The 23182-nt window shown below is 63.7% G+C and carries 23 protein-coding genes; 18 read left to right on the top strand and 5 right to left on the bottom strand.

What is annotated here, in order from left to right; translation table 11 throughout:
* Positions 1 to 10: 10 nt before the first annotated feature.
* From cobO to ACZ889_RS25840, 15 genes are all read left to right on the top strand, one after another.
* The gene (gene cobO, locus ACZ889_RS25910; RefSeq protein WP_003252448.1) at positions 11 to 622 is read left to right on the top strand and encodes a cob(I)yrinic acid a,c-diamide adenosyltransferase; all 612 of its coding nucleotides are present in this window, start codon (positions 11 to 13) and stop codon (positions 620 to 622) included.
* Positions 619 to 1914: a cobyrinate a,c-diamide synthase gene (locus ACZ889_RS25905; protein ID WP_012053452.1), complete on the top strand. Its 1296-nt coding sequence runs from the start codon at positions 619 to 621 to the stop codon at positions 1912 to 1914. Before cobO ends, ACZ889_RS25905 begins: the two co-directional genes overlap by 4 nt.
* On the top strand, positions 1911 to 2561 hold the full coding sequence (gene bluB, locus ACZ889_RS25900) for a 5,6-dimethylbenzimidazole synthase (RefSeq protein WP_003252453.1): 651 nt from the start codon (positions 1911 to 1913) through the stop codon (positions 2559 to 2561). Before ACZ889_RS25905 ends, bluB begins: the two co-directional genes overlap by 4 nt.
* A complete protein-coding gene (gene cbiB, locus ACZ889_RS25895) occupies positions 2558 to 3466 on the top strand; it encodes an adenosylcobinamide-phosphate synthase CbiB (protein ID WP_476257955.1) in 909 nt (302 codons plus the stop codon). The genes bluB and cbiB overlap by 4 nt, the downstream gene beginning before the upstream one ends.
* A complete protein-coding gene (gene cobD, locus ACZ889_RS25890; RefSeq protein ID WP_476257954.1) occupies positions 3459 to 4451 on the top strand; it encodes a threonine-phosphate decarboxylase CobD in 993 nt (330 codons plus the stop codon). Before cbiB ends, cobD begins: the two co-directional genes overlap by 8 nt.
* Entirely contained in the window at positions 4448 to 5902 is a 1455-nt protein-coding gene (locus ACZ889_RS25885; RefSeq protein ID WP_476257953.1) for a cobyric acid synthase, read from the top strand. Before cobD ends, ACZ889_RS25885 begins: the two co-directional genes overlap by 4 nt.
* Position 5903: 1 nt before the next feature.
* A complete protein-coding gene (gene cobU, locus ACZ889_RS25880) occupies positions 5904 to 6425 on the top strand; it encodes a bifunctional adenosylcobinamide kinase/adenosylcobinamide-phosphate guanylyltransferase (protein WP_003252463.1) in 522 nt (173 codons plus the stop codon).
* A complete protein-coding gene (cobT, locus tag ACZ889_RS25875; protein WP_476257952.1) occupies positions 6422 to 7477 on the top strand; it encodes a nicotinate-nucleotide--dimethylbenzimidazole phosphoribosyltransferase in 1056 nt (351 codons plus the stop codon). Before cobU ends, cobT begins: the two co-directional genes overlap by 4 nt.
* Positions 7474 to 8040, top strand: a complete 567-nt coding sequence (locus ACZ889_RS25870) for a histidine phosphatase family protein (protein ID WP_060546111.1) — start codon at positions 7474 to 7476, stop codon at positions 8038 to 8040. Before cobT ends, ACZ889_RS25870 begins: the two co-directional genes overlap by 4 nt.
* 1 nt (position 8041) lies before the next feature.
* A complete protein-coding gene (locus tag ACZ889_RS25865; protein ID WP_014860997.1) occupies positions 8042 to 8764 on the top strand; it encodes an adenosylcobinamide-GDP ribazoletransferase in 723 nt (240 codons plus the stop codon).
* Positions 8765 to 8989: 225 nt separating this feature from the next.
* Positions 8990 to 10105 carry a glycoside hydrolase family 5 protein gene (locus tag ACZ889_RS25860; protein WP_476258039.1) on the top strand — a complete coding sequence of 372 codons (1116 nt, stop codon included), beginning with the start codon at positions 8990 to 8992 and terminating at the stop codon, positions 10103 to 10105.
* Positions 10106 to 10166: 61 nt separating this feature from the next.
* On the top strand, positions 10167 to 10571 hold the full coding sequence (locus tag ACZ889_RS25855) for a MarR family winged helix-turn-helix transcriptional regulator (RefSeq protein ID WP_003252473.1): 405 nt from the start codon (positions 10167 to 10169) through the stop codon (positions 10569 to 10571).
* A gap of 63 nt (positions 10572 to 10634) precedes the next feature.
* The gene (locus ACZ889_RS25850) at positions 10635 to 11837 is read left to right on the top strand and encodes an MFS transporter (protein WP_070096275.1); all 1203 of its coding nucleotides are present in this window, start codon (positions 10635 to 10637) and stop codon (positions 11835 to 11837) included.
* Entirely contained in the window at positions 11834 to 11956 is a 123-nt protein-coding gene (locus ACZ889_RS25845) for a hypothetical protein (protein WP_256559700.1), read from the top strand. Before ACZ889_RS25850 ends, ACZ889_RS25845 begins: the two co-directional genes overlap by 4 nt.
* Positions 11957 to 12002: 46 nt before the next feature.
* Positions 12003 to 12554 (top strand): glutathione peroxidase, encoded by a 552-nt coding sequence (locus ACZ889_RS25840; protein WP_064491168.1) that lies wholly within the window; start codon positions 12003 to 12005, stop codon positions 12552 to 12554.
* 143 nt (positions 12555 to 12697) lie between these two features.
* Here the strand turns inward: ACZ889_RS25840 and ACZ889_RS25835 are convergent, their stop codons facing one another.
* Positions 12698 to 12958 carry a DUF2798 domain-containing protein gene (locus ACZ889_RS25835; RefSeq protein ID WP_070096274.1) on the bottom strand — a complete coding sequence of 87 codons (261 nt, stop codon included), beginning with the start codon at positions 12956 to 12958 and terminating at the stop codon, positions 12698 to 12700.
* A gap of 113 nt (positions 12959 to 13071) precedes the next feature.
* On the opposite strand from ACZ889_RS25835, the gene ACZ889_RS25830 reads away from it, so the two are divergent.
* The gene (locus ACZ889_RS25830) at positions 13072 to 14001 is read left to right on the top strand and encodes a LysR family transcriptional regulator (RefSeq protein ID WP_070096273.1); all 930 of its coding nucleotides are present in this window, start codon (positions 13072 to 13074) and stop codon (positions 13999 to 14001) included.
* A 42-nt stretch (positions 14002 to 14043) separates the two neighbouring features.
* Here ACZ889_RS25830 and ACZ889_RS25825 read toward each other — a convergent pair whose 3' ends face one another.
* The 3 genes from ACZ889_RS25825 to ACZ889_RS25815 all read right to left on the bottom strand — a co-directional run bounded on the left by ACZ889_RS25825 (position 14044) and on the right by ACZ889_RS25815 (position 16427).
* Entirely contained in the window at positions 14044 to 15324 is a 1281-nt protein-coding gene (locus ACZ889_RS25825; RefSeq protein WP_070096272.1) for an OmpP1/FadL family transporter, read from the bottom strand.
* 146 nt (positions 15325 to 15470) lie between these two features.
* Complete coding sequence (locus tag ACZ889_RS25820) at positions 15471 to 15953, bottom strand: hypothetical protein (RefSeq protein ID WP_003252489.1); 483 nt, start codon at positions 15951 to 15953, stop codon at positions 15471 to 15473.
* 249 nt (positions 15954 to 16202) lie between these two features.
* The gene (locus ACZ889_RS25815) at positions 16203 to 16427 is read right to left on the bottom strand and encodes a hypothetical protein (protein WP_010952743.1); all 225 of its coding nucleotides are present in this window, start codon (positions 16425 to 16427) and stop codon (positions 16203 to 16205) included.
* A gap of 950 nt (positions 16428 to 17377) precedes the next feature.
* Between ACZ889_RS25815 and ACZ889_RS25810 the strand changes: the two genes are divergently transcribed.
* Positions 17378 to 17797 (top strand): tetratricopeptide repeat protein, encoded by a 420-nt coding sequence (locus ACZ889_RS25810; protein WP_476257951.1) that lies wholly within the window; start codon positions 17378 to 17380, stop codon positions 17795 to 17797.
* A gap of 544 nt (positions 17798 to 18341) precedes the next feature.
* Positions 18342 to 19715: a DNA recombination protein RmuC gene (locus ACZ889_RS25805; RefSeq protein ID WP_162497237.1), complete on the top strand. Its 1374-nt coding sequence runs from the start codon at positions 18342 to 18344 to the stop codon at positions 19713 to 19715.
* On the opposite strand, the gene ACZ889_RS25800 is transcribed toward ACZ889_RS25805, so the two are convergent.
* Positions 19687 to 23166, bottom strand: a complete 3480-nt coding sequence (locus tag ACZ889_RS25800; protein WP_180689390.1) for a hybrid sensor histidine kinase/response regulator — start codon at positions 23164 to 23166, stop codon at positions 19687 to 19689. The two genes, ACZ889_RS25805 and ACZ889_RS25800, sit on opposite strands and share 29 nt — an antisense overlap.
* Positions 23167 to 23182: the final 16 nt, after the last annotated feature.

The raw sequence follows: 23182 nt of genomic DNA, 5'->3' as shown, positions 1-23182 counted from the left end.
GAGAACCCTGATGAGCGATTCCACCGAACGCGACGAACGCCACCTGGCGCGCATGCAGCGCAAGAAGGCGGTCATCGACGAACGCATCGCCAATTCCCCTAACGAGTGTGGCCTGCTGCTGGTGCTGACCGGCAATGGCAAGGGCAAGAGCAGTTCGGCCTTCGGCATGCTCGCGCGCGCCTTGGGCCACGGCATGCAATGCGGTGTGGTGCAGTTCATCAAGGGCCGCAACAGCACCGGCGAGGAGCTGTTCTTCCGTCGCTTCCCCGAACAAGTGCGCTACCACGTGATGGGCGAGGGCTTTACCTGGGAAACCCAGGACCGCCAGCGTGACATCGCTGCTGCGCAAGCCGCCTGGGCGGTGTCGCGCCAGTTGCTGCAGGACCCAGGTGTACAGTTCGTGGTGCTGGACGAGCTCAACATCGCCCTCAAACATGGTTACCTCGACCTGGACCAGGTACTGTCCGACATTCAAGCCCGCCCGCCCATGCAGCATGTGATTGTCACTGGCCGCGCTGCGAAGCCCGAGATGATCGAACTGGCCGATACCGTGACCGAAATGGGCATGCTCAAGCACGCCTTCCAGGCCGGTATCCGCGCACAGAAGGGCGTCGAACTGTGAGTCGATCGCGCCACTGCCCCGCCGTGTTGATCGCGGCACCCGCCTCAGGCCAGGGCAAGACTACCGTCACTGCTGCGCTGGCCCGTCTGCACCGCAACCTCGGGCGCAAGGTGCGGGTGTTCAAATGCGGGCCCGACTTTCTTGACCCGATGATTCTCGAGCGGGCCAGTGGCGCGCCGGTGTATCAGCTGGACCTGTGGATGATCGGTGCCGAAGAAAGCCGTCGTCTGCTGTGGGAAGCTGCTGGCGAGGCTGACCTGATCCTCATCGAAGGGGTGATGGGGCTGTTCGACGGCACCCCGTCAAGCGCCGACCTGGCGCGCCACTTTGGCGTTCCGGTGCTGGCGGTGATCGATGGCACAGCCATGGCCCAGACCTTCGGAGCCCTGGCCCTGGGCCTGGCGCGGTACCAGGCCGATCTGCCGTTCGCCGGCGTGCTGGCCAATCGGGTAGGCAGCCTGCGTCATGCGCAACTGCTCGAAGGCAGCCTGACCGAGGGCTTGCGCTGGTATGGCGGCTTGTCCCGCGAACGCGGCATCGAACTGCCCAGCCGCCACCTGGGCCTGGTGCAGGCCAGCGAGCTGAATGACCTGGACACCCGCCTGGACGCTGCCGCCGAAGCGCTGGGCGCCAGTTGCGATGCGGCGTTGCCGCCGCCAGTCAGCTTTGCCGAGCCGGAACCGCAAGCCTGCGTTGCCTCGCTGGCCGGTGTGCGCATAGGCGTTGCGCGGGACGAGGCGTTCGCCTTCACGTATGGCGCTAACCTCGACCTGTTGCGCAACCAGGGTGCCCAGCTGGTGTTCTTCTCGCCGCTGCACGACCACGAACTGCCGGCGGTAGACAGCCTGTATCTGCCGGGTGGTTATCCTGAGCTGCATCACCATGCGCTGGCCGCCAACGCACCGATGTGCGAGGCGATCCGTGCCCACCACGCGCAGGGCAAGCCATTGCTGGCCGAGTGCGGCGGCATGCTGTACCTGCTCGATGCCCTGACTGACGTGGCCGGTGAACGTGCCGAACTGCTCGGCTTGCTGCCGGGTGAGGCGACCATGCAGAAGCGCCTGGCCGCGCTGGCGCTGCAGGCGGTGGAGCTGCCGGAGGGGACCTTGCGCGGTCACACCTATCACCATTCGCTGACCAGCACTGCGCTGGAACCGATTGCCCGGGGGCTGAGCCCCAACGGCGGGCGTGGCAACGAGGCGGTTTATCGTCTGGGCCGGCTGACGGCCTCTTACGTGCACTTCTATTTCCCTTCCTGCCCGGATGCGGCGGCGGCGCTGTTGCGACCATGAATGATCACGCCTATAGCGACGCCGAGCGCGCCGCCATTTACCGGGCCATCGGCGAGCGCCGCGACATGCGCCATTTTGCGGGTGGCCAGGTGGCGCCCGAACTGCTTGGCCGCTTGCTGGCCGCCGCGCATCAGGCGCCCAGCGTCGGGCTTATGCAGCCGTGGCGCTTTATCCGCATCACCCAGCGTGACCTGCGCGGGCGCATCCAGGCCTTGGTGGAGGCGGAGCGGGTACGCACGGCCGAGGCGCTGGGCGAGCGATCCGATGCTTTCATGAAATTGAAGGTGGAGGGCATAAACGATTGTGCCGAGCTGCTGGTGGCGGCCTTGATGGACAACCGCGAGCCACACATCTTCGGCCGGCGCACCCTGCCGGAGATGGACCTGGCCTCGCTGGCCTGTGCCATCCAGAACCTGTGGCTGGCCGCGCGTGGCGAAGGGCTGGGCATGGGCTGGGTGTCGCTGTTCGACCCGCAGGCGTTGGCCGCGCTGCTGGGCATGCCTGCCGGGGCCAAGCCGGTGGCGGTACTGTGCCTTGGGCCGGTCGCCGCGTTCTATCCGGTGCCGATGTTGGTTCAGGAAAGCTGGGCCGAAGAGCGGCCCTTGAGTGAAATGCTTTACGAAAACCAATGGGGAGAGCGTCAATGAGCGTGGCCTTGCTGACCGTGGCCGGGGTGGCCCTGGACGCTTTGCTGGGCGAACCACAGCGCCGCCACCCCTTGGTGGCGTTCGGCAACATGGCCGGCACCCTGGAGCGCCGCCTGAATGCGGGCGGGCGCGGCTGGCGCAGCCACGGCGTGAGCGCGTGGTTTCTGGCGGTGGTGCCGCTGACCCTGGTGGCGCTGGTCCTTTCGTGGCTGCCGTATATCGGCTGGCTGGTTGATGTGCTGGCGCTTTACTGCGCCGTGGGGTTGCGCAGCCTGGGCGAGCATGTGCTGCCGGTGGCCAACGCCCTGCGCCAGGGCGACCTGGCGGAGGCGCGGCGGCGGGTTGGCTACCTGGTCAGCCGCGAAACGCGCGAGCTGGACGAGCCCGCGGTGGCCCGAGCGGCGACCGAGTCGGTGCTGGAGAACGGCAGCGACGCAGTGTTCGCCGCGTTGTTCTGGTTTGTGGTGGCCGGTGCGCCAGGCGTGGTGCTGTACCGCCTGAGCAACACGCTGGATGCCATGTGGGGCTACCGTAACGAACGTTTCGAGCGCTTTGGCTGGTGCGCGGCGCGCATCGACGATGTGCTCAACTATATACCTGCAAGGCTGGTGGCCCTGACTTATGCCCTGTTGGGCAAGACCCGTCTGGCCCTGGCCTGCTGGCGCAAGCAGGGCCCGCTGTGGGACAGCCCCAACGCCGGGCCGGTGATGGCTGCCGGCGCCGGCGCGCTGGGCGTCGAGCTTGGTGGCCCGGCGGTGTACCACGGCGAACTGCATGAGCGGCCGCGTCTGGGCGAGGGGCCAGTGGCCGATGCCGATGCCATCGAGCGCGGCTGGCAGCTGGTGCAGCGCGGCGTGTGGCTGTGGCTGCTGATGATTTGCCTGGGGGCCTATATCAATGCTTGAACATGGTGGCCGCCTGTTACGCGCGGTGCAGCAATACGGTATCCCCCGTGAGCAGTGGCTCGACCTGTCCAGCGGCATTGCGCCCTGGCCATTTCCTGTCCCGCCGATTCCCGTCGACGCCTGGGCCCGCCTGCCGGAAACCGAGGACGGCCTGGAGGACGCCGCGCGCGCGTATTACGGCGCCCGCCAGTTGCTGCCGGTAGCCGGCTCCCAGGCCGCGATCCAGGCCTTGCCACTGCTGCGTCCAGCCGCTCGGGTAGGCGTGCTGACGCCGTGCTATGCCGAACACCCCTATGCCTGGCAACGGGCGGGGCACCAACTGCTGGCGCTGGATGAGGCGCAAGTTGAGGCTGCGCTCGACGGCCTCGATGTGCTGGTGCTGGTGAACCCCAACAACCCGACCGGCCAACGGGTGTCGCGTGAACGTCTGCTGGCTTGGCATGCTCGCCTGGCTGCCCGCGGTGGTTGGCTGCTGGTCGACGAAGCATTCATGGACAACACCCCGGCGGACAGCGTGGTGGACTGCGCCGAACGCCCGGGGCTGATCGTGCTGCGCTCGTTTGGCAAGTTCTTCGGCTTGGCCGGCGTGCGCCTGGGCTTCGTTGCCGCCGAACACAGCTTACTGCTGCGCCTGGCCGAGCTGCTCGGACCCTGGACCGTAAACGGCCCGACCCGGGTGCTGGCCCAAGCCAGCCTGACAGATCAGACTGCCCAGTGCGCGCAGGCCGAACGCTGTGCTGCTGCCAGCGAGCGGCTTGCGCACGTGTTGTGCAGTGCTGGCTTGGCGCCTAGTGGTGGCTGCGACCTGTTCCAGTACGTGCGTAGCGAGCATGCTGCGCGGCTGCATGAATTTCTCGCCCGGCACGGCATCCTGGTACGGCTGTTCGAACAGCCGGCAGCCGTGCGCCTGGGGTTGCCTGCCTGCACGGCGGACGAACAGCGCCTGGCCCAGGCCCTGGCGGCTTATCAGAAGGAAACGGCATGACGACCCTCATGGTGCAAGGCACCACCTCCGACGCAGGCAAGAGCACACTGGTGACCGCGTTGTGCCGCTGGCTGTTGCGCCAGGGCGTCGCTGTGGTGCCCTTCAAACCCCAGAACATGGCGCTGAACAGCGCGGTGACGGCTGATGGTGGTGAAATCGGCCGTGCCCAGGCGGTGCAGGCCCAGGCCTGCCGGCTACAACCGCACACCGACATGAACCCGGTGCTGCTCAAGCCCAACAGCGACACCGGCGCCCAGGTCATCATCCACGGTCGCGCGGTCACCAGCATGAATGCAGTGGCCTACCACGACTATAAAACCACTGCCATGCAAGCGGTGCTGGCGTCTCACCAACGCCTGAGTGCTGCGTACCCGGTGGTCATGGTCGAGGGTGCGGGGTCGCCGGCAGAGATCAACCTGCGTGCCGGCGATATCGCCAACATGGGCTTTGCCGAAGCGGTGGACTGCCCGGTGATCCTGGTGGCCGACATCAACCGCGGTGGTGTGTTCGCCCATCTGGTGGGCACGCTGGAATTGCTGTCGACCACTGAACAGGCGCGGGTCAAAGGTTTTGTCATCAACCGCTTCCGTGGCGACATTGCCCTACTGCAGCCAGGGCTGGACTGGCTGGAACAACGCACCGGCAAACCGGTACTGGGCGTCCTGCCTTACGTTACCGACCTGCACCTGGAAGCCGAAGACGGTATCGATGTGCGTCAAGGCGTCAAGCACGCGCGTGTGCTCAAGGTGATCGTGCCAGTGCTGCCGCGTATCAGTAACCACACCGATTTCGACCCGCTGCGCCTGCACCCGCAGGTGGACTTGCAGTTCATTGGGCCAGGCCAGCCGATTCCGGCTGCCGACCTCATCATCTTGCCGGGCTCCAAGAGCGTACGGGGCGACTTGGCACAACTGCGCGAGCGCGGTTGGGACAAGGCCATCGAGCGGCACCTGCGCTATGGCGGCAAGCTGATCGGTATCTGCGGTGGCCTGCAGATGCTGGGGCGAGAAGTGCATGACCCGCTGGGGCTGGAGGGGGCCGCAGGCTCGAGCCAGGGGCTCGGTCTGCTCGACTATGCCACGGTGCTCGAAGCCGAGAAGCAACTGCGCAATGTGGCCGGCACGCTGAGCCTTGAAGCGGCAACGGTAACCGGTTATGAAATTCATGCTGGCGTTACGACGGGGTCTGCGCTGGCGCAACCCGCGGTCCAACTGGCTGATGGCCGCCATGATGGTGCTGTCAGTGCCGATGGCCAGATCCTCGCCACCTACCTGCATGGCCTGTTCGAAGGCAGCCAGTCGTGTGCCGCGCTATTGCGCTGGGCCGGGCTGGAGGATGTGCAGGTTATCGACTACGAAGCGTTGCGCGAACACGACATCGAGCGCCTGGCCGATCTGGTGGAAAAGCACCTGGACACCGCGCAGTTGCGCCAACTGTGTGGGGTAGCCTGACATGCGTAACCTGATTCTCGGTGGCGCCCGGTCTGGCAAAAGCCGCCTGGCCGAACAACTGGCCAGTGCCAGCGGCTTGCCGGTGACCTACATCGCCACCAGCCAGCCGCTGGATGGCGAAATGAACGAACGCGTGTTGCTGCATCGTCAGCGCCGGCCGGATGACTGGGGGTTGATCGAAGAGCCCTTGGCCTTGGCCGCGGTACTGCGCGCCGAAGCGGCCGAAGGGCGCTGCCTGCTGGTGGATTGCCTGACCCTGTGGCTGACCAATTTGTTGATGCTGGAAGATGACCAGCGCCTGGCCGAGGAGCGTGATGCCCTGCTGGCGTGCCTGGAACAGTTACCTGGCACCCTTATCCTGGTCAGTAACGAAACCGGCCTGGGCGTCGTGCCCATGGGCGAGCTGACCCGGCGCTATGTCGACCTGGCCGGCTGGCTGCACCAGGCGGTGGCCGAACGCTGTCAGCGTGTCGTGCTGACCGTGGCCGGCCTGCCCTTAATCCTCAAAGGACCTGCACTATGACCCAAGCCTGGTGGCGTGACGCCTGCCAACCCCTCGACAACGCCGCCATGGACCAGGCCCGCGCCCGTCAGCAGCAACTGACCAAACCTGCTGGCTCGCTCGGCCAACTTGAAGCGCTGGCGATTCAGCTGGCTGGCCTTCAGGGGCTTGAACGACCCACGCTCGATCAGGTCGCCATCACCATTTTTGCCGGCGACCACGGCGTGGTCGAAGAGGGCATCTCGGCCTATCCGCAGGCGGTGACCGGGCAGATGCTACGCAACTTCGTCGGCGGGGGCGCGGCGATCAGTGTGCTGGCGCGGCAACTGCAGGCCAGGCTGGACGTGGTCGACCTGGGCACCATTGACGCGCAGCTGGAACTGCCCGGCGTGCGCCATCTGCGCCTGGGCACCGGTACTGCCAACTTTGCCCGTCAACCCGCGATGACCGAAAACCAGCTGCAAGCGGCCTTGCAGGCCGGTCGCGACATTGCCCAGCGCGGCGCCGGACAGGGCGCACAGCTGTTCATCGGTGGCGAGATGGGCATTGGTAACACCACAGCCGCCGCAGCCTTGGCCAGTGTTCTGCTGGGGTGTCCGGCGTCGGAGCTGAGCGGCCCTGGCACCGGTCTGGACAACGCCGGGGTACAGCACAAGGCTGAAGTCATCGAGAGGGCGCTGCGCCTGCATGGCCTGCGTGCTGAAGACCCGTTGCAGGTACTGGGCTGTGTTGGCGGTTTCGAGATCGCGGCGTTGGTCGGTGCCTACATAGGTTGTGCGCAGGCGGGTGTCGCGGTGCTGGTGGATGGCTTTATCTGCAGTGTCGCTGCGCTCGTGGCAGTGCGCCTCAACCCGCAGTGTCGGGCCTGGCTGTTGTTCGCTCATCAGGGCGCTGAGCCCGGGCACAAGGCCTTGCTTGCTGCACTGCAGGCCGAACCCCTGCTGGCCTTGGGCTTGCGCCTGGGTGAGGGCAGTGGCGCTGCCCTGGCGGTGCCGCTGTTGCGCCTGGCCTGTACGCTGCATGGGCAGATGGCGACCTTCGCCGAGGCCGCGGTGGCGGACCGCCCGGCATGATCCTCGACTTGCTGCGCCATGGTGAAACGGAACAGGGCGGCCTGCGTGGCAGCCTTGATGATGCCTTGACCGACAAGGGCTGGGCGCAGATGCGCCGCGCCGTGGCCGACGCCGGCCCGTGGCAGGTGCTGGTCAGTTCGCCGCTGCAACGCTGTGGGCGCTTTGCCGATGAGCTGGGTGCGCAGTTGAACCTGCCTGTGCAGCGTGAGCCCGCCCTGCAGGAACTGCACTTCGGTGATTGGGAGGGCCAAAGTGCCGCGCAGATCATGGAGCACCAGGCCGATGCACTGGGCCGTTTCTGGGCCGACCCTTACGCCTTCACACCGCCCAATGGCGAGCCGGTCGAGGCGTTTGCCGAACGGGTGCTGGCGGCTGTCGAGCGTTTGCGCCTTCAGCATGCCGGCAAGCGCGTGCTGCTGGTGACCCATGGCGGCGTCATGCGGCTGTTACTGGCCCGTGCCCGTGGCTTGCCCAGGGAGCAGTTGCTGCAGGTCGAGGTTGGCCATGGCGCGTTGATGCGGCTGGTGCCGGGTGGCGATGGGCAACTGGTCGAGGCGCCCTGAGATGTTGCCGTTCTGGATCGCCCTGCAGTTTCTCAGCAGCCTGCCGGTGAGCCTGCCGGGCATGCCGGCACCGCGTGAGGTAGGGCGTTCGCTGCTGTACTACCCACTGGTCGGGCTGCTGTTCGGCTTGCTGCTGTGGTTGGCCAGTCATCTGCTGCAGGGTACGCCGTCGCCGCTGCATGCGGCTTTGCTGCTGACGTTGTGGGTACTGCTCAGTGGTGCCTTGCACCTGGATGGCCTGGCGGACAGTGCCGACGCCTGGCTAGGTGGTTTCGGCGACCGTGAGCGCACCTTGCGGATCATGAAAGACCCGCGCAGTGGGCCGATTGCCGTGGTCACCCTGGTCTTGGTGTTGTTGCTGAAGTTTTGCGCACTGTGGGTGCTGGTCGGGCAGGGCATCGGGGCGCAATTGCTGCTGGCGCCGCTGATCGGGCGGGCGGCGATGTTGGGCCTGTTCCTTTGTACACCTTATGTGCGACCTGGCGGGTTGGGCCAAGCGTTGGCCGAACATATGCCCCGGCGCGCGGCGGGGTGGGTGTTGCTGGTTTGTGTGCTGTTCTGCCTCTTCCTGGGCGGATGGAGCGTGCTGCTGGCGCTGGCGGTGTTTGCCTGGTTGCGGCATCTGATGTGCCGGCGCCTGGGCGGGACCACCGGTGATACCGCCGGTGCGTTGCTGGAGCTGCTGGAGCTGGCCGTCGTGCTCGGGTTGGCGCTGGGGCTTTGAGCGCTTGATCTGGACGGCCCTTTAGCGGCTGCTTTGCGGTGCTTTCGCAGCAGGCCATAGGTGTGGAGGGGCAGTAACTTCCAGAAACGGTCCGGAAGCGCCTGCCTCTTCCTTGCCGGCGTATCCTCAGCCTCCCCCCAGCAACCAGGTAGGCTTCCCGTGCGTCACTGGATCGTTGCCAGTCTATTGGTCCTGTCCACCCTCCCAGCCACTGCTGCAGATCTCATGGCGTTCTGGGACACCCCACGCCACGGCGGCAACAGCTTCAACCGGCTGCCACCCGATCAAGCCTACTTCGATGCCCTAAGGGGGTACGGCGCCACATGGGTGCGGCTGTCGTACGACAAATGGCAACCGGTGAAACGTGATTTCCTCCTCGGCAGCGCCGATACCTATGAAGGCCTGCCCGACGCCGACCTGGCTGTGCTGCGCGCCACCCTCGACCGGGCGCACCAGGCAGGGCTCAAGGTGGTCATCGCGCCACTCTCGCTACCGGGTATGCGCTGGTCGCAAAACAACCTGGGCCAGTTCGATGATCGCCTGTGGCAAGACAAACGCTACTGGTCCCAGGCTGCGGCCTTCTGGCGAGATATGGCGCGCGAACTGAAGCACCATCCGGCCATCGCTGCCTACAACCTGATCAATGAGCCAGCACCGGAGAAACAGAGCGGCCTGGCTGAACATGCCGAACTCGGGCAGATGCAGCAGTGGTATGCGCAAGCGCAGGGCGGTGCGCGCGATCTGCCCTTGCTGTACAGGCAACTGATAGCGGCCATACGCGAAGAAGACGCTGACACGCCGATCATGGTCGATGCCGGCTGGTATGCAGGCGCAGACGCGTTCGGCTACTGGCCGGCGCCGCTGGAGGACCCGCGAGTGCTGTACAGCGTGCACATGTATGAGCCCTATGCCGCAACCAGTGCGCCAAACATGGCGCGCAAACAGCCCATCGCCTATCCAGGCCCCGTATCTTTTGCCGGGCAGACACAGCTGTGGGATGGGCGGCGAGTTGAAGGCTACTTGCGCCAGCCGCTGGCATGGGCCGAGGCCATGGGGCTGCCGCTTTCTCGCCTGGTGGTGGGTGAGTTTGGCTGCATGCGCAGGCTGCCGGGTTGCCGGCAGTACCTTGAAGATGTACTCGTCGTGCTGGATCGCAACCGGTTGCACTGGGCGTTCTATAGCTTTCGTGAAGACAACTGGGATGGCATGGACTACGAGCTGGGCACGGCGAAGGTGCCGTGGCGCTACTGGCAGGCGGTCGAGCAGGGCGCGCCAGACCCCTTGGCGCGCAAGGCCACGGTTGAGTTCGAGCCGATCCGCAGGCGATTGAATCCGGACTGATGCTACTCACCCCTAGTGAAACTTCTTGCAACACTCAGTACGCGGGTATATACACGTATCCATGCTGACCAGTGAATGCATCTGTACCCATCTGCGTCGTGCCGCCCGCGGGGTGAGCCGGCATTACGACGAAGCCCTTGCCGGCTTCGGGGTCAATGTTGCCCAGTTTTCTCTGCTGCGGCACCTGCAGCGGCTCGACCGACCCAGCATCACAGCCCTGGCCGAAGCCATGGGGCTCGAGCGCAGTACCCTGGGCCGCAACCTGCGTGTGCTGGAGGCGGATGGGCTGGTAGCACTGGGCGATGGCGACGACCAGCGTAACCGCGTGGTGCTGTTGACCGAGGCGGGCAAGCAACTGCTGCACGTTGCCCACCCAGCCTGGGAGCAGGCCCAGAAAGAACTGGTTGAACGGCTTGGGGTGGGGCAGCGGGATGAACTGGTGCGACTGCTGGAACAACTGGCCTGAAGTGAAACGACTATAAGCGGGTATATACCCGCAAAACCTTGCGATGTGCTGGAGATAACGACAATGACTTCGGTGTGGCGAACCAGCGGATGGGTGTTGGTGGGGGCGGCCTTGATACTGGCGCTGTCTCTGGGCGTACGGCACGGCTTTGGCCTGTTTCTGGGGCCGATGAGTGCTGATTTCGGCTGGGGGCGTGGGGTGTTTGCCTTCGCCATTGCCCTGCAGAACCTGATCTGGGGCCTGGCGCAGCCGTTCGCCGGCGCCTTGGCCGACAGGCTTGGCGCGGCGCGGGTGGTCATCATCGGCGGTATTCTCTATGCCGTCGGTTTGATCTTGATGGGCTTGGCTGATTCGCCCTGGTCGTTGTCGCTGAGTGCGGGCTTGCTGATCGGCATCGGCCTGTCCGGCACGTCGTTCTCGGTCATTCTCGGTGTGGTCGGGCGTGCCGTGCCGGCCGAAAAGCGCAGCATGGCCATGGGGATCGCCAGCGCCGCCGGGTCATTCGGCCAGTTCGCCATGTTGCCGGGTACCCAAGGCCTGATTCAGTGGCTGGGCTGGTCGGCAGCGTTGCTGGTACTGGGCCTTTTGGTGGCGTTCATCGTGCCTTTCGTCGGCCTGCTGCGCGATCGCCCGTTACCCAGTCACGGTGCCGAGCAGACCCTGGGCCAGGCGCTGCGCGAGGCGTGCACGCACTCTGGCTTCTGGTTGCTGGCGTTGGGCTTTTTTGTCTGTGGCTTCCAGGTCGTATTCATTGGCGTTCACCTGCCGGCCTACCTGGTTGACCAGCACCTGGCTGCGGCCACCGGTACGACAGTGCTGGCGCTGGTCGGCCTGTTCAACATCGTCGGTACCTTCACCGCTGGCTGGTTGGGCGGGCGCATGTCCAAGCCGCGCCTGCTGACCGGGTTGTACCTGCTGCGTGCGGTGGTGATCGTGCTGTTCCTGTGGGCGCCGGTGAGCGAGTTCAGTGCTTACCTGTTCGGCATTGCCATGGGCCTTCTGTGGTTGTCCACGGTACCGCTGACCAATGGGACCGTGGCCACCGTGTTCGGGGTGCGCAACCTGTCCATGCTGGGCGGTATCGTGTTCCTGTTCCATCAGTTGGGCGCGTTCCTGGGGGGCTGGCTGGGTGGGGTGGTGTATGACCGCACCGGTAGCTACGACCTGGTCTGGCAGATTTCCATCCTGCTCAGCTTGCTGGCCGCTGCCCTTAACTGGCCGGTGCGCGAGCGCCCGGTTTCACGCCTGCAGGCCCAGGCTGTATGAACCGCTACCTGATACGCGGCCTGTTGGCTATTGCCGCCCTGTTGCTGCTGGCATTGGTGTGGTGGGGCTGGCATCAGGGTGGGATGGCGCTGATGCAACTGGGCATGGGTGTGTGTTAGGCGCTACCCTGCAAGCTCAAGGATTGTCATGCGGGAGAAACAAGTCATGCGTGCACATTGGTTGACGGTGCCGGTGCTGGCCCTGCTTGCCAGTACATCGAGCTGGGCTGCAGATTGCCCGGCATTGTTGCAGGGCAGCCTGCCGGAATTGCGCGGCAAGGGGCAGGTCGAGCTGTGCAAGCGCTTTGCCGGCAAGCCGCTCGTGGTGGTGAATACTGCCAGTTATTGCGGTTTTGCCCCGCAGTTCGAGGGGCTTGAGGCGACCTACAAGGAGTATCACGAGCAAGGCCTGGAAATGCTCGGCGTGCCGTCCAATGACTTCAAGCAGGAAGACGCCGACAGTGAGAAGACTGCCAAGGTTTGCTATGCCAACTACGGTGTCACCTTCACCATGACCAAGACGCAGGCGGTGCGGGGCAAGGATGCGATACCGCTGTTCGCGGAGCTGGCCAGCCAGAGCACTGCGCCGAAGTGGAATTTCTACAAGTATGTTGTCGATCGCAAGGGCAAGGTGATCGGTAACTTCTCCAGCCTGACCAAACCGGATGATCCCGCGTTCCGCGCCGCTATCGAAAAGGCCATCGCCTCACAGCAGTAACCAGGCTGCGCTTGCTGCGGCGTTTGCTTTTAAGCGCGAGGCAGTTCAGGCGACGCAGATTGCGACTTCAGTAGGCCTTACGCCGTCCTCCTGAAGTCGCGGGATCAAGATCAAAAACAGGAAGTGGCTGGCTGCGGGTCACTTCACCGTGCATGCACGGTAATCGCCACCAACCGCACCACCACCGGCCGGACCACCAGCACACACACAAATGCCACCGGCATCGCCAGCTGATAGGCCTTGAGCACATTGCCCAGATACTCAGGGGTAAACCCGGCATTGGCCGCCGTGATCACGAAGCACATCAACAGCGCCATGATCGACGACATGTAGAACGCGAAAACGTAGGGAGTAGCGACCGGGTGCAATTTACGTCGACTGCGCGACCGGGACAGGTTGCTCATGCGAACTCCTGAAAGCTGAGTGGAAGCGCAGATTAGCAACCTGCCCCCTGCAGCTGTAGACCGGCAGCATTGAGTTCTTTATAAAGAAACTCTTACGAATCCAAGCGCTCACCATGGACCTGCTCAACGCCATTCGCTGCTTCATCAAGGTGGTCGAGGCCGGTAGCATCGCTGCTGGTGCCCGTATTCTCGGCCTCAGTCCGGCAGCCGTCAGCCAGAACCTGGCGCGGCTGGAAGGCCACCTGCAAGTGCGCCTGCTCAGCCGAACCACACGCAGCATGGCCCTGACGCCCTCTGGCGCCCAGTATTACGAGCGTGTAAAGCATATCGAGCGTGATCTGGCCCTGGCCGAACAGGCAGTGACAACACCCGACAGCGAGCCTCAGGGGCGGCTGTGCATTGCCTCGACCTCTGCCTTTGGGCGCCATGTGCTGGCGCCGTTGATACCTGCTTTCAGTGCCCGCTACCCTTTACTTTCGATAGAGTTGGTAACGACTGATCGTCGGGTCAACCATGCCCGTGAAGACGTTGACGTGAGCCTGCGCATTGCCCCGCAGCTCGAAGACCAGCTGCTGGCCCGGCGCATCGCCCGCATCCCGTTCATTTGTTGTGCCTCACCCGGTTACCTGCAAGGTGCTGGCGTACCTGCCACGCCCGAGGCCTTGCGCGGGCACCGTTGCCTTGTGTTTCGCTATCCGGTGGATGGCCGCTTCTTGCGCTGGGGCTTCATGCGGGACGGCCTGCGCTTCGAAGCGGAATTCGGCAGTGTATTGATCAGCGACGATATCGATGCCCTGACCCAGATGGCCTTGCACGATGGTGGCATCACCCGTCTGGCCGAGTTCATCGTGCGGCCGCACCTGGCCTCGGGGGCCTTGGTGCCGCTGTTCGAATACTGCGACAGCAGCCAGGCATACGCCCAGACCGAGCCCATGGACATCTACCTGTGCCTGGCCGATCGCTTTGCCATGACCACCAAGGTGCGCGCTTTCATGGACTACCTGCGCGAATGCCTGGGCGACAGCTGGCAAGTGCAGGCATGAAAAAAACCGCCACGAGGGCGGTTTTCATGTAACGCACAGGAATCAGAAGCGGTAGGTGAGGGATGCACCGATACCGTGAGCGCTGTTCTCGTACTTGGCCTGGTAGCTGCCTTTCAACAGCCCTTGTTGTTGCGAGCTTGGCAGGTTGTTGACCTTGGTATCCTCTTCCCACAGATACGAATAGGCAACGTCGATGGTCATGTCATCGTTCGGGCTCCAGCCGGCACCAAAGCTGACCGCTTTACGATCGCCAGTCGGAATGCGTGGCGAGCGATCATGGTTGTTGGTGGGCGACTGGTCGACGGAGAAGCCTGCGCGCAGGGTCCACTCCTTGTTCACCTTGTAGGACGCACCAATGGCGTGGGCCCAGGTGTCGTGCCAGTTCTGCTCTTCGGTGATGGTCTTCAACGGGTAGCCTGCCGGCGCTTCGTTCTCGACGACGATGCTTTCCAAGCGGCTCCAGCGCGTCCAGGTGCTACCCGCATACAGTGTCCAATGGTCATCCAGTTCATGAGTGACCGAGAAGTCCACTGACTCTGGCGTCTTGATCTTCAGGCTAGCGTCGAACTTGCCGTTCAGGCCAAGCTGTGGAATCGGGTAGGAAACGCGGGTATTGCCTTCAAGCTTGTAGTCGACCATCGAGTGATAGGTCAGGCCCAGACGGGTACGGTCCGTAGCTTGCACCAGAACGCCGATGTTGTAACCGATCGCAGTGTCGTCGCCCTTGATCTTGGTCTCGCCGTCAGGGCCATTGGGCCCCAGGAGGGCCTTGCTGCTCAGGTTCGAACCCAGTTCACCCTTGATACGGTTGATAGTCGGGCCAAAACCGATCGACACTTTGTCGTTGAAGGCGTAGCTGACGGTTGGCTGGAAGGTGACAACCTCGACCTTGCTCTTCTTGCCCCAGTAGCGTGCAGCGTCATCGCTGCCGTAGTCGGTGATCAGGCCATATGGCACGTAAACGCCGAAGCCAACGCTCCAGTGATCATCAATCGGCTTGACGTAATAGCCCATGGGTACGCCAACGAGAGGCACCATGTCACCATCGGTTTCCCCCCCGAAGTTGCTGCCTGGGCCCGATATGTCAGTCTTGGCGATGACGGCGGCGCCGCCCACGGTGAATTGTTCGCGCTTGAGGCGGGACATGCCGGCCGGGTTGCCATACACAGTGCTGGCATCGTCGGCAGAAGACGAGCGCCCAGCAAAACCGGTTCCCATGCCGCTGATACTTTGTTCGTTCAGCGCGAACCCGGCGGCGAGCAGTTGGCTGGAAGCAAGCGCAACGACTACGCCGAGGGAGGTTTTGAGCATTACTTTTTTCATTATTAGAAAACTCCTTGGGTCTCCGGGGCGAAAAGCTACCAACAAATCACGCGCTGCGCTATAGGCTCAATCGCAGGAGTTAGAGCGGTTTTGTAGGACAATCCGACCAAAATTCCATTTTTTCCGGTTTACTTGTAGGACGCGTCTCAAGATGCCTGTGGCAATTTCTGATCTATGCAGGCATGCCAGGCATGGGTGAAGTCGCGCAGACGACCCTGGGGGTTGAAAATCTGTCGCCAGATACGCGCCAGGGCCAGCAGATCGTCTGCCGCAGGCAATGGGGTGGCCTGCTCTTCGATGAGCATCCAGGCAATGGCAGTGGAATAGCGCAGGTTGACGGTGAGCTCCAGGTGCGGGCCACCCAGGAAGGCGTGCTGGCTGGCCAGGCCGCGGACCAGGCTGGCGAGGTCGGGGTCACGGGCCAGGTATTCGTCCCAGAGCGCCTGGTGACGATGTTCGCCGATGCGGTAGAGGCCGTGCCCGCGTCGGTCGTGCAGGGCTGAGCCGAGTGCTGACTGGCTGGCGGCGATACCCAGGAGCAAGGCTTCGGCGCTGGCGCAGTGACGGTTCAGGTAGACCAGGGTGGGTCGGATCACATACTGACACAATTCATTCGCCGCAATACCCATGATGCCCTCGAGCAGGTAAGGGCCGGACGGGCGCTGGAGCTTGGCAGCTGGTGAATGATCAGGCCCGCCGGGAGCGGAAAGCACCGCTCGAGTTGAAGTGTAGTGTGATAATCGTGGTGTAAAGAGCTGTTTTTAAATCGATTGCTGCCTGACACTCCGGGCTATATGCCCTTAGGCAATTACGCCAAGAGCGTTCAGGCAGTCTTGTGATCGGATGATTCAGCGCTTGAATACCCCGGTATTCGCCGGTCACGCGGTAAGCGACTGACGCGTCCGGGCGATCACCGCCTGCAGCGGTTCATGGCGGCTGTACTGTTCGTGGTACAGGCGTTCGGTATGGCAGGCAACGCCGTGTTCGTCTACCAAGGTAAAGCTGAAGCTGCCCTTGCGTGGGGCAACGATAAGGCACTTCAACGGCGAGAAGGCCTGGGAGAGGGTGCCAATGGCAGCCTGAATCTGATGATGAGTTTGCATATTGTTGGAGGTTCCTGCTTTAAACACGGGGGTTATGATCCGTGCATGATAGAAACGTTCCAGTGACGCCTTTATTAAGGGACGAACGAACCTGACTGGAACAGGGCAGCCAGAGGGGGCGCAATCAAATGTAGGCGCTTGGGCTGACTGGTAGGTACTTCGGAAGGCAGGCAGCACGCCGGGGCCAAGGTTCTAGGCCGTCGAGGTGGGATCCTGATCAATCTGTCATGTGATTCGTGCTTGCGCAGCGTAAGGCTGGCGAGTGAATCATTGAATGGGCCGGTCCTTGTTTCAGCAGGGACGCTCTTGGGGGGAGCGAGTCTGCAAGGACGCTTGCGGCCAGAATTGACTTTCAGCTTGGTACTAACGAGGGGCACCTTACCGGAAGTGCAGATGTTTGGCAAGCGCTACGTTTGTTCAGGTGAGCCGCGCAGTATGGCGCGAATTTTCGTTGCTGGGAAGAGGGGGGAAATGGCCCGAATGCCGGCCGATGTGCCCTTTTCGTGCACCCAAATGGAGGTTCATGGTGCACTTGTTCACATTCGGGGCAGCGCCTGTAACGGCCTGGTAACACCACCCGGCAGCCTCGCCAATGCCTTGACTGCGTGGTTAAGTCAATGAAAAAAAACACTATTTTTAGCTGGTGAAAAAATCGTCAGTTTGACCAAAGCCCCCAATTCACGGGGGTTTGAGGGGTGTGAGAGGGGGTTGTCCACCGAGTTATCCACAGGAACTGTGGATTGTCCCGAGCGCTTGCTCTAGCACGGGCGTGCCAGCAATGGGATGGACTGTCCGACAATTGCCATGCTCCAACAGACTGGTTGGTCATCCACCTGAAAACGTCAAGAAAAGATCATGGAATTTTTTTTCAATCCTCCAGAAATCGACAGGCCAGGGCGAAAAAAAAAGAGTAGAGTGGCGCGCCTTTCGAGTTACCAAACCTGTTGCTCATGAAGTTTCGCGGTAAAAACCTCGCCAGCCCTGCTGTATCGACACTTGCACCTCCCGCCAAACGCTTTTCCCTGAAAGTGGCCCTGTGGTTGCTCGACAGCCCGCGCCTGGGCGACAACCCTCAGGTCAAGCACCTGGCCGGGCGCTTGTTGAAGCAGCCGGCGCGCCAAGGTGTGGTTGTGGCGCAGAGCCGCCTGGGGCAGATGCTGTGCCGCGATTGTGGCAATGCCCGTGACCGGCGTATAGGCCATGAGCTGCTGCGTCAGGCTGCCCGCGCAGGGGATCGGCGGGCGCAGCTGGAGTACGCCCGGCTGTGTCAGCACAACGAGCCGGAGCAGGCGCGCTATTGGCTTGAGCTTGCGGCAGGGCAGGGATCGCAGGAAGCGCGGCGCTTGTTGCGACAGTGGTTTTCTGTCTGAGCCTTGTTGCCTGCGCGGGCCCTTTCGCGAGCAATCACCGATGTGTGTTCACCACCGTGGTAGGAGCGGGTTTACCCGCGAATACGGTGGCGGCGGCAACGGTGAACGGCGGGTGGGGATTGGCCAGCAGGCCCGGCCCTTTCGCGGGTAAACCCGCTCCTACGGCGGCCTGTGTCCAACCCCCGATGCGTGTGTAGGAGCGGGTTTACCCGCGAATACGGTGGCGGCGGCAACGGTGAACGGCGGGTGGGGATTGGCCAGCAGGGCCGGCCTCTTCGCGGGTGAACCCGCTCCTACGGGCGACCGTGCAGGCATTACCTTTGCCTTCAGGCTTGCGCAGCGGGCAGGCCCGCGATGAGGCCGATGCAGGCAACACGCCAGTCAGGCTGATAAGCTGCACTCAATTTGCATCAGAGCGTTCGGGGTAAGCATGACAGTGGATCTGGCCAGCATTCTGCTGGGCTTGGTGGCAGGCGCAATACCCTGCCTGGTGTGGGTCATGCAGGTGCAGCGCCGCCAGGGCGCCCGGCAAGCTGAGCAGGCCTTGCTCGAAGAACGCCTCAATGCAGCCCAGCTGGCCCAGGCCGGCCTGCAGGCGCAACTGGACGCCAGTCGCGACGAGGTCAGCGACCTCAGTGAGGCCAACGCCGTCAAGCAGGCCCAGTTGGCCGCCCAAAGCCGTGAGCTGGAGCTGCTGCAGATCGATCGCGACAACGCCCGTGACGCCGCCCACGCCTGGAGCCTTGAGCGCGCCAACCGCGAAGCCGAACTGCGCCGCCTGGAAGCGCAAACCGCGCGCCTGGACGCAGAGCTGCGCGAACAGCAGGAAAGCCACCAGCAACGCCTGGAAGACCTGCAGGAGGCCCGTGACACCTTGCGCGCCCAGTTCGCCGACATGGCCACCAAGATCTTCGACGAACGCGAGCAGCGCTTCGCCCAGACCAGCCAGCAGCACCTTGGCCAGTTGCTCGACCCGCTCAAGGAGCGCATCCAGGCCTTCGAAAAACGTGTGGAGGAAAGCTATCAACAAGAGGCCCGCGAGCGCTTCTCGCTGGGCAAGGAGCTGGAGCGCCTGCAACAGCTCAACCTGCGCCTGTCCGACGAAGCCACCAACCTTACCCAGGCCTTGAAGGGCCAGAAAACCCAGGGTAACTGGGGGGAGCTTATCCTCGAACGCGTGCTGGAGCATGCCGGCCTGGAAAAGGGCCGCGAATACCAGACCCAGGTCAGCCTGAAAAGCGCCGATGGCGAGCGTTTCCAGCCGGATGTGCTGATCATGCTGCCCGGCGACAAGCAGGTGGTGGTGGACGCCAAGGTCAGCCTCACTGCGTACCAGCAGTTCGTTGCCGGCAACGACGAAGCTGCGCTCAAGCAGCATGTGCAGTCGCTGCGCAGCCACGTCAAAGGCCTGTCGAGCAAGGACTACAGCCGCCTTGAAGGCCTGCACAGCCTGGATTTCGTGTTGTTGTTCGTGCCCATCGAGGCGGCCTTTTCGGCGGCCCTGCAGGCCGAGCCGAACCTGTTCCAGGAGGCCTTCGACCGGCAGATCGTGATTGTCAGCCCTACCACGTTGCTGGCGACCTTGCGGGTGATCGACAGCCTGTGGAAGCAGGAGCGTCAAGGGCAGAACGCCCGCGAAATTGCCGAGCGTGCCGGCTGGCTCTACGACAAGTTCGTGCTGTTCATCCAGGACCTGGACGAGCTGGGCAGCCGCTTGCAGCAGGTAGACAAGGCTTATGCCGCAGCGCGCAACAAGCTGTGCGAAGGGCGTGGCAACCTGGTCAGCCGCAGCGAGCAGCTTAAGCTACTGGGCGCCCGTGCCAGCAAGAGCTTGCCGGCAGACCTGCTGGAGCGGGCGCTGTCCGATGAGGCGCTGCCCGAGGTAGCGGTTACTGAGCCAGGCTCAGATGGCGATTGAGCAGGGCGCGCAAGGCCGCAGGCTTGACCGGTTTGGCCAGGTAGTCCAGCCCTGATGCATGTACCAGGGCGATGGTTTCCTTGCTGCCGTCGGCGCTGATCACTACACCGGGTACCGGCTCACCCAGCCGTGCTCGAAGCCAGCCCATCAGCCCGGTGCCGGTCTCGCCGTCGTCCAGGTGGTAGTCCACCAATGCCAGGTGCGGGCGCATGCCTTTGGCCAGCAGGGCTTCGCATTCGGCCTGGTTGCGCGCGGTCCATACCTGGCAACCCCAGCGGCTCAGCAGGCTGTTCATGCCGATCAGGATGCTGTCTTCGTTGTCCACGCATAGCACGTGCAACCCGGCCAGTGGCTGGCCGCCCTGTTGTTCCACGGGCGCGCTTGGCGCCGCGGCGGCCTGGCGTGCAATCGGTACGCTGACGCGGAACACCGTGCCCTTGCCTGGCCATGAGCGTACCTCCAGCGGATGCCCCAGCACCCGACACAGACCGTCTGCGATGGCCAGGCCCAAGCCTAGCCCCTTCTCGGCACGGGTCTGATGGCTGTCCAGCCGCTTGAACTCCTGAAAGATCACTTGCAGCTTGTCGTCAGCAATGCCCGGGCCACGGTCCCAGACCTCCAGCCACAGGCGCTCGCCCTGTCGGCGCGCGCCTAGCAGGATCGGGCTCTTGCCGTAGCGCAGGGCATTGGTGAGGAAGTTCTGCAGCACCCGGCGTAGCAGTTTCATGTCGCTGTCCACCCGCAGGCGGCTGCCGCGCAGGCGGAACTCCAGGCCTTTCTCGGCCGCCAGCAGCTTGAACTCGGCGCCCAGGGTGTCGAACAGCTCGTTGAGGGCGAAGGGTTTGGCATCCGGGGTGATCTTGCCGTTTTCCAGGCGCGAGATGTCCAGCAGGTCGCTGATCAGCTCTTCAGCCGAGCGCAGCGAGCTGTCCATGTGCTGTACCAATTGCCGGGCCTCTTCGTTCATGCCCTCGGCCTGTTGCGACAAGGCGGCAGAGAAAAGCCGTGCGGCGTTCAACGGTTGCATCAGGTCATGGCTGACGGCGGCCAGGAAGCGGGTCTTGGACTTGCTCACCGCTTCGGCCTGGCTCTTGGCTTCGGACAGCGCCTGGTTCAACTGCGACAGTTCGTGGGTGCGCTCCGCCACGCGTTGCTCAAGGCGTTCGTTGGCATCGCGCAGGGCCTGCTCGGCCTCGCGGAACGGGGTGATGTCGGTGAAACTCATGACAAAGCCGCCGCCCGGCATCGGGTTGCCGATCAGCTCGATCACCCGGCCATTGGGGAACAGCCGCTCGGAGGAGTGCGCGCGGCCCTGACGCATCCAGTGCAGCCGCCGCGCCACATGCACTTGCGCCTCGCCGGGGCCGCACAGGCCGCGCTCGGCGTTGTAGCGGATGATGTCGGCAATCGGTCGCCCTACGCTGATCAGCCCGTCCGGGTAGTTGAACAGCTCCAGGTAGCGGCGGTTCCAGGCCACCAGGTGCAAATTCTGGTCGACCACGCTGATGCCCTGGTTGATGTTCTCGATGGCGCCTTGCAGCAGGGCGCGGTTGAACTGCAGCACCTCACTGGCTTCGTCAGCGATGCGCACCACGTCTTCCAGCTGCATGTCGCGGCCTTCGATGGCCGCTTTGACCACGGCGCGGGTCGAGGAGGTACCGAGTACCCCGGCCAGCAGGCGTTCGGTGTGCTCGATCCAGTCGCCATCGGCGTTCTGGTTCGGGTTGAAGCCCTTGCCCTGGCGGTAGGCAAAGCGGATGAAGCTCTGCCGTGCGCGCTCTTCCCCGACAAAGCGCGAGGCCAGGGTCAACAGGTCGTCGATCTGCACCGCCAGCAGCGGCTTGCTGCTGGGCCGCGCGCTGGTCTGCTGGCCAATGAACCGGCCGGCCTGCCAGTGCTCGGAAACCCGTGTGCGCGACAGCACCGAAACCCAGGCGAACAGGGTGAAGTTGCCCGCCAGTGACAGCACCACACCTTGGGTCAGTGGACTGATCGGCAGGTTCAGCGGGTTGCCGTGCAGCCACGCCAGGCCAGGGAACAACTGCAACGACCAGCCCAGGCTGTGCGCGGCAATCGGCAGCACCAAGGTGTAGAACCACAGGAAAATGCCAGCGGCCAGGCCGGCGAACACGCCGCGACGGTTGGCCTGCTTCCAGTACAGCGCGCCAAGCATGGCCGGGGTGAGCTGGGTCACAGCGGCAAAGGCGATCTGGCCGATGGTCGCCAGGCTGGCGGTGGAACCCAGCAGGCGGTAGCTGACATAGGCCAGCAGCAGGATCACCACGATGGTTACCCGGCGAACCGAAAGCATCCAGTGGCGGAACGCTTCGAAAGGCCGCTCGGCATTATTGCGGCGCAGCAGCCAGGGCAGCAGCATGTCGTTGGACACCATGGTCGACAGCGCCACGGCCTCGACGATCACCATGCCGGTAGCCGCCGAGGCGCCGCCGATGAACGCCAGCAGGGCAAGGCTCGGGTGCGCCTCGGCCAGCGGCAGGCTGATGACGAACGAGTCGGAGATCACCGTGCCGGGCAGCATCATCTGCCCGGCCAGGGCAATCGGCACCACGAACAGCGCGGCCAGTGCCAGGTACATCGGGAATACCCAGCGCGCCAGGCGCAAGTCCTGCGGTTCGATGTTCTCCACCACGGTAACGTGGAACTGCCGGGGCAGGCAGATGATTGCCATCATTGCCACGGCGGTTTGCACCACCATGGACGGCCAATTGATGGTTTCTTTCCAATAGTCCTGCAAGTGGATCGACTGGCGGGCCTGGCTGAACAGGTCGTCGAAACCGTCATACAGGTTGAAAACGATGAAGATGCCCACGGCAAGGAACGCCAGCAACTTGATCAGCGATTCGAAGGCAATTGCCAGGACCATGCCGCGGTGGTGTTCGGTCACATCCAGGCTGCGGGTACCGAAGACGATGGCGAACAGCGCCAGTACCAGCGATATCACCAGCGCGGTGTCCTGCACGCGGGTGCCGGTGGCGTCGGCGTTGGCGCCGATCAGCAGGTTCACGCCCAGTACGATGCCCTTGAGCTGCAAGGCGATGTACGGCAGCACGCCGACCAGGCAGATCAGTGCCACCACCACTGCCAGGGTCTGCGACTTGCCGTAGCGTGCGGCAATGAAGTCGGCGATCGAGGTGATGTTCTGCTGCTTGCTGATCAACACCATCTTCTGCAGCACCCACGGCGCGAAGATCAGCAGCAGTACCGGGCCCAGGTAGATTGGCAGGAATGCCCAAAGCTGTTCGGCGGCCTGGCCGACCGCGCCGAAAAAGGTCCAGCTGGTGCAGTACACGGCCAGCGACAGGCTGTACACCCAGGCACGCAGCTTTGGCGGCAATGGCGTGCTGCGGCGGTCGCCATAGAAGGCGATGGCGAACATGATGGCCATATAGGCCAGGGCGACCACGGCGATCAGCCCGCTGGACAACGACATGAAGACTCCGAAGCAA

The organism is Pseudomonas sp. TE3895 (assembly GCF_056278855.1).
Note: the sequence above shows the minus strand (reverse complement) of the source record. Positions and strands in the feature narration are given on the sequence as shown.

Bases quoted from the DNA above. Each gene is read 5' to 3' on its own strand.
- cobO (WP_003252448.1), top strand. From the start codon at position 11: ATGAGCGATTCCACCGAACGCGACGAACGCCACCTGGCGCGCATGCAG.
- bluB (WP_003252453.1), top strand. From the start codon at position 1,911: ATGAATGATCACGCCTATAGCGACGCCGAGCGCGCCGCCATTTACCGG.
- cbiB (WP_476257955.1), top strand. From the start codon at position 2,558: ATGAGCGTGGCCTTGCTGACCGTGGCCGGGGTGGCCCTGGACGCTTTG.
- cobD (WP_476257954.1), top strand. From the start codon at position 3,459: ATGCTTGAACATGGTGGCCGCCTGTTACGCGCGGTGCAGCAATACGGT.
- ACZ889_RS25885 (WP_476257953.1), top strand. From the start codon at position 4,448: ATGACGACCCTCATGGTGCAAGGCACCACCTCCGACGCAGGCAAGAGC.
- cobU (WP_003252463.1), top strand. From the start codon at position 5,904: ATGCGTAACCTGATTCTCGGTGGCGCCCGGTCTGGCAAAAGCCGCCTG.
- cobT (WP_476257952.1), top strand. From the start codon at position 6,422: ATGACCCAAGCCTGGTGGCGTGACGCCTGCCAACCCCTCGACAACGCC.
- ACZ889_RS25870 (WP_060546111.1), top strand. From the start codon at position 7,474: ATGATCCTCGACTTGCTGCGCCATGGTGAAACGGAACAGGGCGGCCTG.
- ACZ889_RS25865 (WP_014860997.1), top strand. From the start codon at position 8,042: ATGTTGCCGTTCTGGATCGCCCTGCAGTTTCTCAGCAGCCTGCCGGTG.
- ACZ889_RS25860 (WP_476258039.1), top strand. From the start codon at position 8,990: ATGGCGTTCTGGGACACCCCACGCCACGGCGGCAACAGCTTCAACCGG.
- ACZ889_RS25855 (WP_003252473.1), top strand. From the start codon at position 10,167: ATGCTGACCAGTGAATGCATCTGTACCCATCTGCGTCGTGCCGCCCGC.
- ACZ889_RS25850 (WP_070096275.1), top strand. From the start codon at position 10,635: ATGACTTCGGTGTGGCGAACCAGCGGATGGGTGTTGGTGGGGGCGGCC.
- ACZ889_RS25845 (WP_256559700.1), top strand. From the start codon at position 11,834: ATGAACCGCTACCTGATACGCGGCCTGTTGGCTATTGCCGCCCTGTTG.
- ACZ889_RS25840 (WP_064491168.1), top strand. From the start codon at position 12,003: ATGCGTGCACATTGGTTGACGGTGCCGGTGCTGGCCCTGCTTGCCAGT.
- ACZ889_RS25835 (WP_070096274.1), bottom strand. From the start codon at position 12,958: ATGAGCAACCTGTCCCGGTCGCGCAGTCGACGTAAATTGCACCCGGTC.
- ACZ889_RS25830 (WP_070096273.1), top strand. From the start codon at position 13,072: ATGGACCTGCTCAACGCCATTCGCTGCTTCATCAAGGTGGTCGAGGCC.
- ACZ889_RS25825 (WP_070096272.1), bottom strand. From the start codon at position 15,324: ATGAAAAAAGTAATGCTCAAAACCTCCCTCGGCGTAGTCGTTGCGCTT.
- ACZ889_RS25820 (WP_003252489.1), bottom strand. From the start codon at position 15,953: ATGGGTATTGCGGCGAATGAATTGTGTCAGTATGTGATCCGACCCACC.
- ACZ889_RS25815 (WP_010952743.1), bottom strand. From the start codon at position 16,427: ATGCAAACTCATCATCAGATTCAGGCTGCCATTGGCACCCTCTCCCAG.
- ACZ889_RS25810 (WP_476257951.1), top strand. From the start codon at position 17,378: ATGAAGTTTCGCGGTAAAAACCTCGCCAGCCCTGCTGTATCGACACTT.
- ACZ889_RS25800 (WP_180689390.1), bottom strand. From the start codon at position 23,166: ATGTCGTTGTCCAGCGGGCTGATCGCCGTGGTCGCCCTGGCCTATATG.